Raw genomic sequence first — 12,288 nt, 5'->3', positions numbered from 1 at the left:
TTATTTATTAATCACTATTATAGTATAATTTTCTGATAATTCAAATATAAAAAAATACTGTTCGACAAAAAACCACAGTCAACTGTGTTTTTCTGCCTTAACAGTAATTTACCAATTTAATAAATCAAGTAAGAGCATGTTCCATTCAACCTCTTTGGCATAGAAAATATTCCCACCATTAGAGTAGAGTTTTCCTTTATTATAAATCAATGAATCCAGAGTCAAATGATAATAAGTTTCACCCGTTGTATTTCCTAAACTTGGCGCAACGACATCACGAGAATAATCCTTAGAAAGAGCGATAGTGTTCTTTCCACCATGAGCAGCTATGTAATCAACATAGGCCTTCCCATAGTTATAAGCCTGAACTCCTGCCCAAGCGTTAACCTTTTTTTGTGAAGCATATTCTAAAACTTTTGACAAATTAGAAATACCTTGTTTAATACTTTCTTGTTCTGTTGAGAAAGTATTTGTTGTACCATTCAAGCTTTCACTTGATTGCATAATATCAACTTGTTTTCCTTTAGTTTCTGTATAAATAATTGCCAAAGCCAACTTTGTATCACCACTCAAGCCTTGTGCTTTAAGGGTTTTTTCGACTTCTGCCTCATAAGACATTACGTGTTTCACATTTTCATGCATACGGTAAACATAAAAACCACTGAATACAAGAAGTATCAGCACTATTAATCCAATTAATTTTTTAAACATTTCACTTACCTAAATTTTCTGACCGCTCTTATTCTTTACTAGCACATATCATTATTTTTTTGCAGTCATTTTTATATATAATTTATTATAACACTTCTCTTTTAAATTTAGCTTAATATTAAAAAATAGACAAATTTTCTTTGTCTAATTTTTTAATATTATAAGGGAAATTGACGAGTCAGTTCTAAAGCTGCTTTTCTAACTTCCGCAAGTTTTTCTTGATTATCATGATTAACCAAAGCTTCCGACACCAATTGTGCCACCCTTCTCGCTTCAGCTTCTTTAAATCCTCTTGAAGTAATTGCTGCTGCTCCAATTCGCACCCCTGAAGTTTTAAATGGTGATAATGTTTCATCAGGAATTGCTTCTTTATTGAGTGTGATGTGAACACTATCCAATAAATCTTGAGCTTCTTTCCCATTAATTCCTAAGTCTAAAACTTTAAGATTAAGCAAATGATTATCTGAACCACCAGCTATCAATCGTAAGCCTTCCACTTTAGCAAATTCCTCAGCCATTGCTTGCGTATTTTTAATGACTTGTTCAATATAGGTCGTGAATTCTGGGTCAAGTGCTTCTTTAAAAGCTACTGCTTTTGCTGCAATGACATGTTCTAAAGGCCCACCTTGAGTTCCAGGGAAGATTGCAGAGTTAATTTTCTTGGCCAAAGCTTCATCGTTAGTCAAAATCATTCCACCACGAGGCCCACGAAGGGTTTTATGTGTTGTTGTTGTAACGACATCAGCATAAGGAAGAGGATTAGGGTGCGCACCAGTCGCTACCAATCCAGCAATATGAGCCATATCAACCATTAATTTTGCTCCAACGCTATCAGCAATTTCACGGAACTTAGCAAAATCAATCAGGCGTGAATAGGCAGAAGCGCCAGCAACAATCAGTTTAGGTTGAACTTCTTTAGCAATTTTTAAAATTTCATCATAATCTAAAAGCTCAGTTTCAGAATTAACTCCATAAGGAACAAAATGATAAGTTTTTCCTGAAAAATTGACTGAAGCCCCATGAGTCAAGTGACCGCCAGCATTTAAATCCATTCCTAAGACTGTGTCTCCAGGTTGAATTAATGCCATATAAGCTGCCGCATTGGCTTGAGACCCTGAATGAGGTTGAACATTGGCAAATTTTGCACCGAAAAGTTCTTTTGCTCGTTCAATCGCCAAATTTTCTACAACATCAACCGCTTCTGTTCCGCCATAGTAACGTTTCCCAGGATAACCTTCGGCATATTTATTTGTCAAAACAGAACCTTGTGCTGCCATAACTGCTTTTGAAACAATATTTTCTGAAGCAATTAATTCAATATTTTGTTGCTGACGAATTTCCTCAGCATGAATGGCTGCCCACAATTCTGGGTCAAAACTTTCAAAATCTTCTTTATCAAAAATCATTGGTTCTCCTTGTATGTCTTTTGGGATATTTTAAAAAATATAAGTAGAATTTTATAGTCATTGGCGCTATAAACTTAATCAGTTAATTTTAGTTTACTTTCGCAAGCAAACTTTCAACTCTAAAACCATTATATCGGCTAAAGGCTTTTTTTTGAAATAAGTTGGCTTGTAAATCTCATCATTGCCAAAGAATGTTCGGAAATTTTTAGATTACTTTTTTCAGCTTATTTTATTCAATTTGACCAAGTTCAGGAACTTTTTGAAGTAATTCTTCTTTAGTAACAGCCCCTTGACGCAGTAATTTTGGTTTTTCTTGCGTCAAATCGATGATTGTTGTATCTAGTCCATAGATGCTATCATCTTGAACAGCGACTGCGCCATTTTCTAAAATTTCAGGACTTAAATCGGCAAAGAAACTTGGACTTTTAGAACCACTTAAATTGGCAGAAGGTCCGACCAAAACACCGACTTCTTTGATAATTTTTTGAGTTACTGCAATATTTGGCATTCTAAAACCAACAGTACTTTTTCCAATATGAATCCATTCAGGAACATCTTTAGATGCCTCTAAAATAATGGTTAGAGGTCCAGGAAGAAAGGCATCCACAATTTTTTGGAGATAAACTGGTTGATTGATTGAATATTTTAAAATATCTTCAAAGCTTGAAATATTCATATTTAAAGCTTTTTCTGTTGGACGTCCTTTAACTGAATAGAGTTTTTGGACTGCTTCTTCATTCATCGCATCTGCAAAGAGACCGTAAACTGTTTCTGTTGGTAAAATAGCTAACTGACCAGATTTTAGTGCTTTGATAGCTCTAGCTGATAAACGATTTTTATTATTATTCTCTTTTTCTGACTGCTTGTCTAGTGCTTTTTGTAATGTTTTTGCTTCAATAAAAAGATTTTCTCTGATATTTTTCAAGTCATCGGGTACTTTGTAGGGACGACGAAAGAGAAAGCCAATAATACCATAAAATCCACCTTCGACTTTTTCAAGTTCGTTAGCAAAATTATTGAGTCCCCCTTGCACAAACTTCAAATTTTCTTTAGCTTGGTCTATCTTGTTTGACTCAACCAAAGTTTTGATATCTTTTAATTGCACTTGCAAAAAAGAGGACATTGTTCGTAAATCATTTTCAACTTTCATTTTAACTTCTTTCTTAAATATATTTTATCTTTTAACTGAATTTTTCCTTCAAAAATAGGATGATCATAATTATCAAGAAAATAATTGGAAATTTTATGAGTAATTGTGAAGCCGCATTTTTCATAGAAAGCTACATTGTTTGAAACATCATCTGTCCCAAGAATTAGCTCATCAGCTGCCAAATTCTCTTTCAAATATGTGATGAGTTGTTTCATCATTTCCTGACCGAATCCTTGTCCTTGAAAACTAGTTTCTACCGCGAAATTCTCAATTTCATAAGTATTTTTTTGTTTTTTTATGACTACAGCACAAGCAAAGGTCTTATCATTTTTTAATGACAGAGTAAATAAATCACCATTTTCCAGATAATTTTCTAAATGTGGTCCATCATCAGCTAATAATAATATTGGTAAAAAATCTTCTTTTTGCTGAAATACTTGTTCAAAAATTAAAGAATTCATTTTTCTCCTTAAATATACCAACAGTAGCTTTTATCATTTGACACTAATCATTCGATCTTTTCCAAATATATCCTGATGAATACTAACAAGCTTGTCAGTAAATTTTTCTTGAAACATAGCTTGCACAGCTTGCCCTTGCTTATAGCCAATTTCCAAATAAATTTTTCCATTATCAGTCAGATGGTTGACCGCTTGGTCAGCAATTTTTTGATAAATTGCTAATCCCTGCTTTTCCGCAAAAAGCGCTAAATCAGGTTCATATTTAATGACAGAATTATCCATTTCGTAAGTTTCATCAAAAGCAATATATGGCGGATTAGAAACGATAATATCAAAGCTGTCAGTAATTTTATCTAGTACATCTGATTGAATGAATTCCAAATTAGCCTGATTTATTTCAGCATTTTCAGCTGCTAAAGTTAGTGCCTCTTTAGAAATATCAGAAGCTTTTACTGACCAATTTTCACGCGCTTGAGCAAGAGAAATGGCAATCGCTCCTGACCCTGTTCCAATATCTAAAATTTTGAGGGAATCATTCTCATTTTCAGCCAAAATCATTTCCACTAATTCTTCAGTTTCAGGACGAGGAATTAAAACACGCTCATCGACCTTCAATTTCAAATCACGGAATTCTGCCCAACCCACTATATATTGTGGAGGCTCATTTTGATGAAGACGTTCTGACACTTCTGTCAGTAATTTTAATTCTTGGTCAGTAATTTTTTCTCGCATCAAATTCAACCAAGATAATTTATCAAGTTCATGTAAATTTCGCCAGACAAATTCCAACTCAAAAGGGTCTTCTAAATCTGCTGACAAAGTTCGCACAGCTTCAATCCAAAGCATTTTTCTTTTTCTACTTTCCAATATTAATTATTTTTCTAATATCTTTTTAAATTACTCTTCCAAGTATAGCAAAAAAGCCCAATAAAATCAGGCTTAATCAACTTTTCAGTTTAATGTAAATCCTTGCTTTTTCAAAAATTCGGCAACATCCTCACGCCGTGGATTAGTGAGAAAATTGCTCATTTCCTGCGTCCAATCAGTAGACTTTTGATGATGACTCCGATTGGCATAGTAATCTGAAGTTTGTTCATTATAAGCCTGTAAATCACTCACTGCCACACGATTATAAGCATTAACTGACAAAATATTTGCTCTTGGCAAACGTGGTTTAACTTCATTTCGTGTTTTTGGCATCCCAATTGTAAGACCAAAAAGTGGAACAGTCAATTCTGGTAAATCCAGTAAATCTGCCACTTTAGCAATATCATTACGAATCCCACCAATATAACAAATTCCAAGCCCCATAGATTCTGCAGCTATCGCCATATTCTGGGCAGCAATTGTAGTATCAACAATGGCAACCGTCAATGCTTCCATATTCTGGAGAGCCTTCACATCCTTATTTTCTGTCCGTAAAATCTGAGCTTGTCGATACCAGTCAGCCACAAATATATAAAAAACACCTGTTTGATTCACATAATCATCTGAACCTGATATCTTAGCCAGTTCACGACGTAAATCATTATCTGCTATCTCAATGATTGAATAAGCTTGCAGAAAATTAGATGAAGCTCCAGACTGTGCAGCTTTTAACAACAACTCCTTGACATCAGCTGATAAAGGCTTCTCTTTAAAATCACGAACTGATGCATGGAGCAACATTTTTTCAATCGTTGGATTCATGATTGTTTCATCATTCATCAAAATAAGTTCCTCACTACTAATAATTTTTATAAGTAATCATTATTTTACAAGATTCTCTGCTAAATAAGAGGCGAAATTCGAGTTAAAAGATAAGCACATAAAGGGATTTTTACTTCTTGAGCTGGAAAAAGCAAAGCATACTGTTTTCGATTTTGATTCGTTTCGGAAACCAACTCTTCTAAAGTTCCAAGTTTTGCTCCAAGTTCTGAGAAAGATTGACGTAAAGGATTTTTACTATATTTTCCCAATTCAGACAAAGGTAAACTTTTCTTGGTCCGACTCCAGTCTTCATCTTTTTTTACTTCTTGCCAAAGTCGACAATATTGCTTTTCTTTATAATTTTCAATTGACATCCGAGTTCTTTGCGCTCGGTGCAAATGTTTAGAAAGAGACTCTATCTTTTCCGCAACTACCCAAACATCTCCATTTTCACCCCTACAATAAAGTAAATCAAAAGATAAATCAAAGCCTTTAACCTTAAAAATAGTCACCTCTGTTGAAACATTATTCACCTTTTTTGAAGTTTGCATTTTCCTATTTTCATGTCCCACTTCTCGAATAACAAAATCTTCAAATTCAAAATCCATTATTTATTTAATTCTTCTAATTTTTTAGTTTGGTCATAGACAATCAAAGCATCAATCACTTCATCCATTTTCCCAGATAAAATACTATCCAACTTTTGTAAAGTTAAGCCAATCCGGTGATCAGTCACACGGTTTTGTGGGAAATTGTAAGTTCTAATCCGCTCAGAACGATCCCCAGTTCCGACAGTTGATTTACGTTCTGCATTTTGCTTATCCAATTCAATTTGTTGATAGTAATCAAAGACTTTTGTATTCAACAATTTAATAGCTTTATCCCGATTTTTTTGTTGCGTCCGTTCTTCTTGCATTTCCACTTTAATCCCAGTTGGTAAATGGACCATACGTACCGCAGTAGCAACCTTATTGACATTCTGTCCACCAGCACCAGAGGCGTGGTAAATATCCACACGTAAATCTTTTTGGTCGATTGTCATCTCAAATTCTTCAACCTCAGGCATAACAAGAACAGTAGCCGTTGATGTATGAACCCGCCCTTGTGTTTCGGTTACAGGAACACGTTGTACTCGGTGAGCGCCAGATTCATATTTCAATTTTGAATAAACAGATGGACCAGAAATTAATGCTGAAACCTCTTTATACCCACCAATTCCGGTGATGTTTGCTTCCATAATTTCAAACTTCCAACCTTGTGATTCAGAAAAATGTTGGTACATATTCAACAAATCACCAGCAAAAAGTGCCGCTTCATCACCACCAGCAGCTCCACGAATTTCTAAAATAATATTTTTTCCATCATTTGGATCTTTTGGCAAAAGCAAAATTTTGATTTCTTCTTCCAAAAGCTCTTTTTGTGATTTTGCTGACGAAAGTTCCTCTTTGAGCATTTCTTTCATATCATCATCAAGTCCACCTTCGCCAAGCATTTCTTCACTATCAGAAATTGTTTCAAGAACTTTTTTGTATTCATTATAAGTCGCTACTTTATCACGTAAATCTGCTTCTTCACGCGATAATTCCATAAAACGCTTCGTATCCGAAACCACCTCAGGGTCAGACAATAACTCACCCAATTCTTCATATCTTCCAACTATTGATTCTAACTGATCAAACATTTCTCTATTTCCTTTAATTATTTTTTAGTTTTTAATGGTAAATTTTTGGCCATATTGACAAATGAATCCCATTGTGTCACATCTTGTAGCATGTCTTTTTTAAAAATCATCACCTGATTTCTCCCTTGAAAAAAGTGCACACGATCTGAAAAAATTTCAACATTACGTACATTCATTTGAGCTTTAATTTGTTCCTCTGTCACATACATATCAAGTTCTTGTGGCTTAAAATTTTTCAAAAAACGACTTTTCAATTGCCAATGTAAAAAAAGATTTCCTAAAACAAGAACAAGCAAAGCAGAAACAACCGGCCAAAGCCATTGCCCCTTACTCCTAAATAAATTAATAACCAAAAAAATAAGCATAATTCCCGAAAAAACAAGCATCATCCGCTTGGTCATTTGACCAAGAATTTTTTGATAATCCTCACCAGTAATCGTTCCTTTAAAATGATAAAACATCGAGTTCCTCCTTCTTGATATAAAGTTTGTTCGTGTAAATTCTAAACTTATTTTTTAAATTTCTGGATTAAAATAATGTTTACGGCAAACAGGAATATAGGTTTCGTTTCCACCAATTTGCAACTGTTCTCCTTCATAAACTGGTTTTCCATCAATTGTCCGAATCACCATTGTTGCCTTTTTACTACAATACCAACAAATCGTTTTTATTTCTTCAATTTTGTCAGCAAGCAAAAGTAAATATTTTGAGCCTTCAAAAAGCTCATTACGAAAATCATTTTTCAAACCGAAAGCCATGACTGGAACATTTAGTTCATCCACAACACGCGCAAAATCATAGACATGTTTTTTATTTAAAAATTGTGCCTCATCAATCAGTACACAAAAAGGTTTAGCAGACAGGCTGTTCACATAATCAAAAACAGACATTTCCTCATCAATTGCGACAGCTTCAGCTTTCATTCCGATTCGACTAGCAACTGTCCCAACCCCTGCGCGTGTATCCAGACTAGAAGTCATTAATAAAACAGGCTTACCCTGTTCCTCATAATTATGAGCCACTTTCAAAATCTCAATTGATTTCCCTGAATTCATCGTCCCATATTTGAAATATAACTGTACCACTACTTCTCCTTTTACTTTTTTTATCGTCTAAACCATTGATACCAAAGGTTTAAGGTTTATTAAGCATTAAATAATTTTTTTGAAATTCCCTATAATTCCCTAAAGTTCACTCAGTTTTGCCCACTTTTTGCCCACTAAAACTATTCAATTTTTCCAATAATTTTTGGTTCATTTTTGGAGTTACATGAGTATTGGAGCTATACTATAAAAGTGGACAGAAAATTGTGTGTTATAATCTGTCTATTAAGACACAAAAATGAAAGGACTTTTATGTCAGGTTTTAAACGTTACGACGAGGATTTCAAACAATCGCTCGTTAATCTCTATCAAACTGGTAAAACACAAACTGAACTCTGTAAAGATTATGGGGTATCTTCTTCTGCACTTGCAAAATGGATTAAGCAGTACTCTCAAGTGCGTCTTGAAGATAATACGGTGTTGACTGCTAAACAGATTCAAGAATTACAAAAAAGGAATGCCCAACTAGAGGAAGAAAATCTGATCTTAAAAAAAGCGAGTGCCATATTCATGCAAAACTCCAAATGAGATTAAAAGCCGTCTATCGACTCCGATTTGAACACACGACAGTTATGCTCTGTCGTGTTTTACATGTCAATCGTTCCACCTACTATAACTTCATAAACAAGAGGCCTTCGAAGCGTGAAGTAGAAAATCAACGCTTGAGAAAATTACTCCTTGAAATTTATATGAAAGCCAAGAAAAGAATTGGAACGAGAGCTTTTAAAATCATTCTTCTGCGTGATTATGGCGTTAATATTTCTGAAGGCCGTATCTTAAGACTTCTCAAGTCTATGACACTCCCTAAAATGTCAACCATCAAACCTCGTTTTAAATCAAATAAATCTCCTGTATTTTCTTCTGGTAATCTGCTTAAACAAGAATTTAACCCGAACTCCCCGAATCAAGTTTGGACAACTGATTTCACTTATATCTCTATAGGACCTAAGCGACATGTTTATCTCTGTGCTATCCTTGACCTCTACTCAAGGAAATGTATCGCGTGGAAAGTAAGTGATAGGATTGATGCCAAACTCGCCTGTGACACCTTAGAAACAGCTATAAATAAGAGGAAGCCTAAGGAACCAATTATCTTTCATTCGGATCAAGGAAGCCAATTTAAATCAGCTTCCTTTAGAAAGTTATTAGATGAGCATCAATTGCTTGCTTCTTACTCCAAGCCTGGATATCCTTATGATAATGCCGTCACCGAGGTCTTTTTCAAGTATCTTAAACAACGAGAAATTAATCGCAGAACTTATCACTCCATTCAAGAAGTTCAACTCTCTTGCTTTGAATACATCGAACAATTTTATAACAATTATAATCCTCATTCCGCCAACAATGGTTTAACTCCAAATCAGAAAGAAGAAAATTATTTTAAGAAAATATAGCTCATTTTGTGTCTAAATATTTGACATTAGTCCAGCCAACTCACAGTATCTTAAACCAGTCAAAAATAGAAATTCCAAAATTAATTTAATTCTTTGAGTCTGTGGATTAGAACTTTTACTCATTTCTTCAAATACAATTGATAAATCCGACCAAGTAAAAAATTTTCGTTCTAATTTTTGGTAATCTTCTATTGTTTTACGAGGATAAGTAATTCTAACCTTTTTCAAAACATTATTTTCGATTATTTCCATTCTTTCAGCAAAATCAAAAAATAATTTCATTACCTGAAAGTATGTATTAATTGTTGATTTTTTTAATTTTAAACGATTAAAATAGTTCTGAAGTTGAAAAACAGTAAATTCCGACATCGGCTGTTCTCCAAATTTTTTACAAAATAATTTGATAATTCTTTTTCGTTGTATCAATGTAGAAGGTTTAAGTTTTGTTTGACTATCATCAAGCCATACATTGGCTACTTCTTCAAAACAAAAAGATGTAATTGATAGATTAGGATCTAAAATATTTACTTCTTCATCTATTTTTGCTTTAGCTTTTTTTAGCAATAATTGTCTAGCTTTAGTTTTTGCTTGAGAACTATTCGAGTTCAAAGTGATTGATACTTTATCCTCGCTTTTTGTATTGGGATTATAAAAACGTAATCTCCATAAAAACTTTTTCCCTCGAACTTCATACCATAAACTACCTTCTTGTATATCTTCAATTTTTATCATTTTACCTTCCTTACACACAGAGGGCAAATTAAAATACAATTTCAATTATATCATATTTCATTTATATTTTAACTCATCTCTTTGTTTAATAAATTCATCAAATGCTGGAAACCAAACCCTTCCATTCATTCTAAAAAAATCTCCCGTCATAAATATAGGATTATTTTTCATCTCACTTATTCTGTTTTGTGCTGTTTTCTTTGTAATGGCATAAAATTTTGAAATTTCTTCTGCACTTACCATTTTCTTTTCAATAACTATTCCTTCCATATTTTTTCCTTTCCTGAAAACAAAAAAATAGAGCAAGATTTCTCCTGCTCACTTTCTTAATAATAACCTTTTTTGGAGCTATACTATAAAAGTGGACAGAAAATTGTGTGTTATAATCTGTCTATTAAGACACAAAAATGAAAGGACTTTTATGTCAGGTTTTAAACGTTACGACGAGGATTTCAAACAATCGCTCGTTAATCTCTATCAAACTGGTAAAACACAAACTGAACTCTGTAAAGATTATGGGGTATCTTCTTCTGCACTTGCAAAATGGATTAAGCAGTACTCTCAAGTGCGTCTTGAAGATAATACGGTGTTGACTGCTAAACAGATTCAAGAATTACAAAAAAGGAATGCCCAACTAGAGGAAGAAAATCTGATCTTAAAAAAAGCGAGTGCCATATTCATGCAAAACTCCAAATGAGATTAAAAGCCGTCTATCGACTCCGATTTGAACACACGACAGTTATGCTCTGTCGTGTTTTACATGTCAATCGTTCCACCTACTATAACTTCATAAACAAGAGGCCTTCGAAGCGTGAAGTAGAAAATCAACGCTTGAGAAAATTACTCCTTGAAATTTATATGAAAGCCAAGAAAAGAATTGGAACGAGAGCTTTTAAAATCATTCTTCTGCGTGATTATGGCGTTAATATTTCTGAAGGCCGTATCTTAAGACTTCTCAAGTCTATGACACTCCCTAAAATGTCAACCATCAAACCTCGTTTTAAATCAAATAAATCTCCTGTATTTTCTTCTGGTAATCTGCTTAAACAAGAATTTAACCCGAACTCCCCGAATCAAGTTTGGACAACTGATTTCACTTATATCTCTATAGGACCTAAGCGACATGTTTATCTCTGTGCTATCCTTGACCTCTACTCAAGGAAATGTATCGCGTGGAAAGTAAGTGATAGGATTGATGCCAAACTCGCCTGTGACACCTTAGAAACAGCTATAAATAAGAGGAAGCCTAAGGAACCAATTATCTTTCATTCGGATCAAGGAAGCCAATTTAAATCAGCTTCCTTTAGAAAGTTATTAGATGAGCATCAATTGCTTGCTTCTTACTCCAAGCCTGGATATCCTTATGATAATGCCGTCACCGAGGTCTTTTTCAAGTATCTTAAACAACGAGAAATTAATCGCAGAACTTATCACTCCATTCAAGAAGTTCAACTCTCTTGCTTTGAATACATCGAACAATTTTATAACAATTATAATCCTCATTCCGCCAACAATGGTTTAACTCCAAATCAGAAAGAAGAAAATTATTTTAAGAAAATATAGCTCATTTTGTGTCTAAATATTTGACATTAGTCCAATTTTATAGCAATCATCAATTTGGCCAAAATCGAAAATGATCATTGACGGTTGAATAAATGATCTTTCTAAAAATTTCACTATCCATGACCCCTTATTTTTCTTTTATAGTATAAGTTTACCTTGCTATGAGTTTTTTCAACTAAGCAATATTTAACATCAAACCTCAAGATACTCATTCTTTTTTCACATGCGCAAGTTTATCAGATTATTAAATCTTTTAAAAAATATATAAGTCCAAAATCAATAACTTTTTATTAAATAATTATTCTCTTATTAGAAGTGGACTCCGATAGATCCATAATACCTGAAAGAAAAGGATGCTATTTTGATTACTTCCTATAAAGCACTATATATTAAAAAAG

The 12,288-nt window shown here is 33.7% G+C and carries 12 protein-coding genes and 2 pseudogenes; 2 read left to right on the top strand and 12 right to left on the bottom strand.

Going from position 1 to position 12,288, the window contains the following annotated elements; all coding sequences use genetic code 11:
• Positions 1-108 precede the first annotated feature (108 nt).
• From ACRYLU_RS02980 to ACRYLU_RS02935, 10 genes are all read right to left on the bottom strand, one after another.
• Positions 109-711 carry a lysozyme family protein gene (locus tag ACRYLU_RS02980; RefSeq protein WP_445081193.1) on the bottom strand — a complete coding sequence of 201 codons (603 nt, stop codon included), beginning with the start codon at positions 709-711 and terminating at the stop codon, positions 109-111.
• A 158-nt stretch (positions 712-869) separates the two neighbouring features.
• On the bottom strand, positions 870-2,117 hold the full coding sequence (gene glyA, locus ACRYLU_RS02975) for a serine hydroxymethyltransferase (protein ID WP_445081192.1): 1,248 nt from the start codon (positions 2,115-2,117) through the stop codon (positions 870-872).
• 229 nt (positions 2,118-2,346) lie between these two features.
• Positions 2,347-2,931: an L-threonylcarbamoyladenylate synthase gene (locus ACRYLU_RS02970; protein ID WP_445081369.1), complete on the bottom strand. Its 585-nt coding sequence runs from the start codon at positions 2,929-2,931 to the stop codon at positions 2,347-2,349.
• Positions 2,932-3,263: 332 nt separating this feature from the next.
• Entirely contained in the window at positions 3,264-3,728 is a 465-nt protein-coding gene (locus ACRYLU_RS02965; protein WP_058205285.1) for a GNAT family N-acetyltransferase, read from the bottom strand.
• 33 nt (positions 3,729-3,761) lie between these two features.
• On the bottom strand, positions 3,762-4,574 hold the full coding sequence (gene prmC, locus ACRYLU_RS02960; RefSeq protein WP_058205286.1) for a peptide chain release factor N(5)-glutamine methyltransferase: 813 nt from the start codon (positions 4,572-4,574) through the stop codon (positions 3,762-3,764).
• A 105-nt stretch (positions 4,575-4,679) separates the two neighbouring features.
• Positions 4,680-5,435: an oxygen-insensitive NADPH nitroreductase gene (gene nfsA / locus ACRYLU_RS02955; protein ID WP_200984845.1), complete on the bottom strand. Its 756-nt coding sequence runs from the start codon at positions 5,433-5,435 to the stop codon at positions 4,680-4,682.
• 62 nt (positions 5,436-5,497) lie between these two features.
• Positions 5,498-6,025 carry a hypothetical protein gene (locus ACRYLU_RS02950; protein ID WP_015425927.1) on the bottom strand — a complete coding sequence of 176 codons (528 nt, stop codon included), beginning with the start codon at positions 6,023-6,025 and terminating at the stop codon, positions 5,498-5,500.
• Positions 6,025-7,098 (bottom strand): peptide chain release factor 1, encoded by a 1,074-nt coding sequence (gene prfA / locus ACRYLU_RS02945; protein WP_003129495.1) that lies wholly within the window; start codon positions 7,096-7,098, stop codon positions 6,025-6,027. Before prfA ends, ACRYLU_RS02950 begins: the two co-directional genes overlap by 1 nt.
• Positions 7,099-7,115: 17 nt before the next feature.
• A complete protein-coding gene (locus ACRYLU_RS02940; RefSeq protein ID WP_445081191.1) occupies positions 7,116-7,559 on the bottom strand; it encodes a hypothetical protein in 444 nt (147 codons plus the stop codon).
• A gap of 54 nt (positions 7,560-7,613) precedes the next feature.
• Positions 7,614-8,183 carry a thymidine kinase gene (locus ACRYLU_RS02935; protein ID WP_445081190.1) on the bottom strand — a complete coding sequence of 190 codons (570 nt, stop codon included), beginning with the start codon at positions 8,181-8,183 and terminating at the stop codon, positions 7,614-7,616.
• Between the two features lie 270 nt (positions 8,184-8,453).
• Between ACRYLU_RS02935 and ACRYLU_RS02930 the strand changes: the two are divergent.
• Positions 8,454-9,611: pseudogene (locus tag ACRYLU_RS02930) on the top strand (IS3 family transposase).
• On the opposite strand, the gene ACRYLU_RS02925 reads toward ACRYLU_RS02930, so the two are convergent.
• The gene (locus ACRYLU_RS02925) at positions 9,608-10,327 is read right to left on the bottom strand and encodes a tyrosine-type recombinase/integrase (RefSeq protein WP_445081189.1); all 720 of its coding nucleotides are present in this window, start codon (positions 10,325-10,327) and stop codon (positions 9,608-9,610) included. The pseudogene ACRYLU_RS02930 and the gene ACRYLU_RS02925 overlap by 4 nt on opposite strands.
• 57 nt (positions 10,328-10,384) lie before the next feature.
• Positions 10,385-10,597, bottom strand: coding sequence for a hypothetical protein (locus ACRYLU_RS02920; protein WP_038599532.1), 213 nt, complete (start codon positions 10,595-10,597; stop codon positions 10,385-10,387).
• Positions 10,598-10,748: 151 nt separating this feature from the next.
• On the opposite strand from ACRYLU_RS02920, the pseudogene ACRYLU_RS02915 reads away from it, so the two are divergent.
• A pseudogene (locus tag ACRYLU_RS02915) lies at positions 10,749-11,906 on the top strand (IS3 family transposase).
• Positions 11,907-12,288: the final 382 nt, after the last annotated feature.

This window comes from Lactococcus sp. KTH0-1S (genome assembly GCF_052544945.1).
The sequence above is the reverse complement of the archived record's forward strand: the minus strand, read 5'-3'. Positions and strand labels throughout refer to the sequence as shown.

Excerpts from the sequence above, each read along its gene's own strand:
- ACRYLU_RS02980 (WP_445081193.1), bottom strand. The coding sequence starts at position 711 with ATGTTTAAAAAATTAATTGGATTAATAGTGCTGATACTTCTTGTATTC.
- glyA (WP_445081192.1), bottom strand. The coding sequence starts at position 2,117 with ATGATTTTTGATAAAGAAGATTTTGAAAGTTTTGACCCAGAATTGTGG.
- ACRYLU_RS02965 (WP_058205285.1), bottom strand. The coding sequence starts at position 3,728 with ATGAATTCTTTAATTTTTGAACAAGTATTTCAGCAAAAAGAAGATTTT.
- prmC (WP_058205286.1), bottom strand. The coding sequence starts at position 4,574 with ATGCTTTGGATTGAAGCTGTGCGAACTTTGTCAGCAGATTTAGAAGAC.
- nfsA (WP_200984845.1), bottom strand. The coding sequence starts at position 5,435 with ATGAATGATGAAACAATCATGAATCCAACGATTGAAAAAATGTTGCTC.
- ACRYLU_RS02950 (WP_015425927.1), bottom strand. The coding sequence starts at position 6,025 with ATGGATTTTGAATTTGAAGATTTTGTTATTCGAGAAGTGGGACATGAA.
- prfA (WP_003129495.1), bottom strand. The coding sequence starts at position 7,098 with ATGTTTGATCAGTTAGAATCAATAGTTGGAAGATATGAAGAATTGGGT.
- ACRYLU_RS02940 (WP_445081191.1), bottom strand. The coding sequence starts at position 7,559 with ATGTTTTATCATTTTAAAGGAACGATTACTGGTGAGGATTATCAAAAA.
- ACRYLU_RS02925 (WP_445081189.1), bottom strand. The coding sequence starts at position 10,327 with ATGATAAAAATTGAAGATATACAAGAAGGTAGTTTATGGTATGAAGTT.
- ACRYLU_RS02920 (WP_038599532.1), bottom strand. The coding sequence starts at position 10,597 with ATGGAAGGAATAGTTATTGAAAAGAAAATGGTAAGTGCAGAAGAAATT.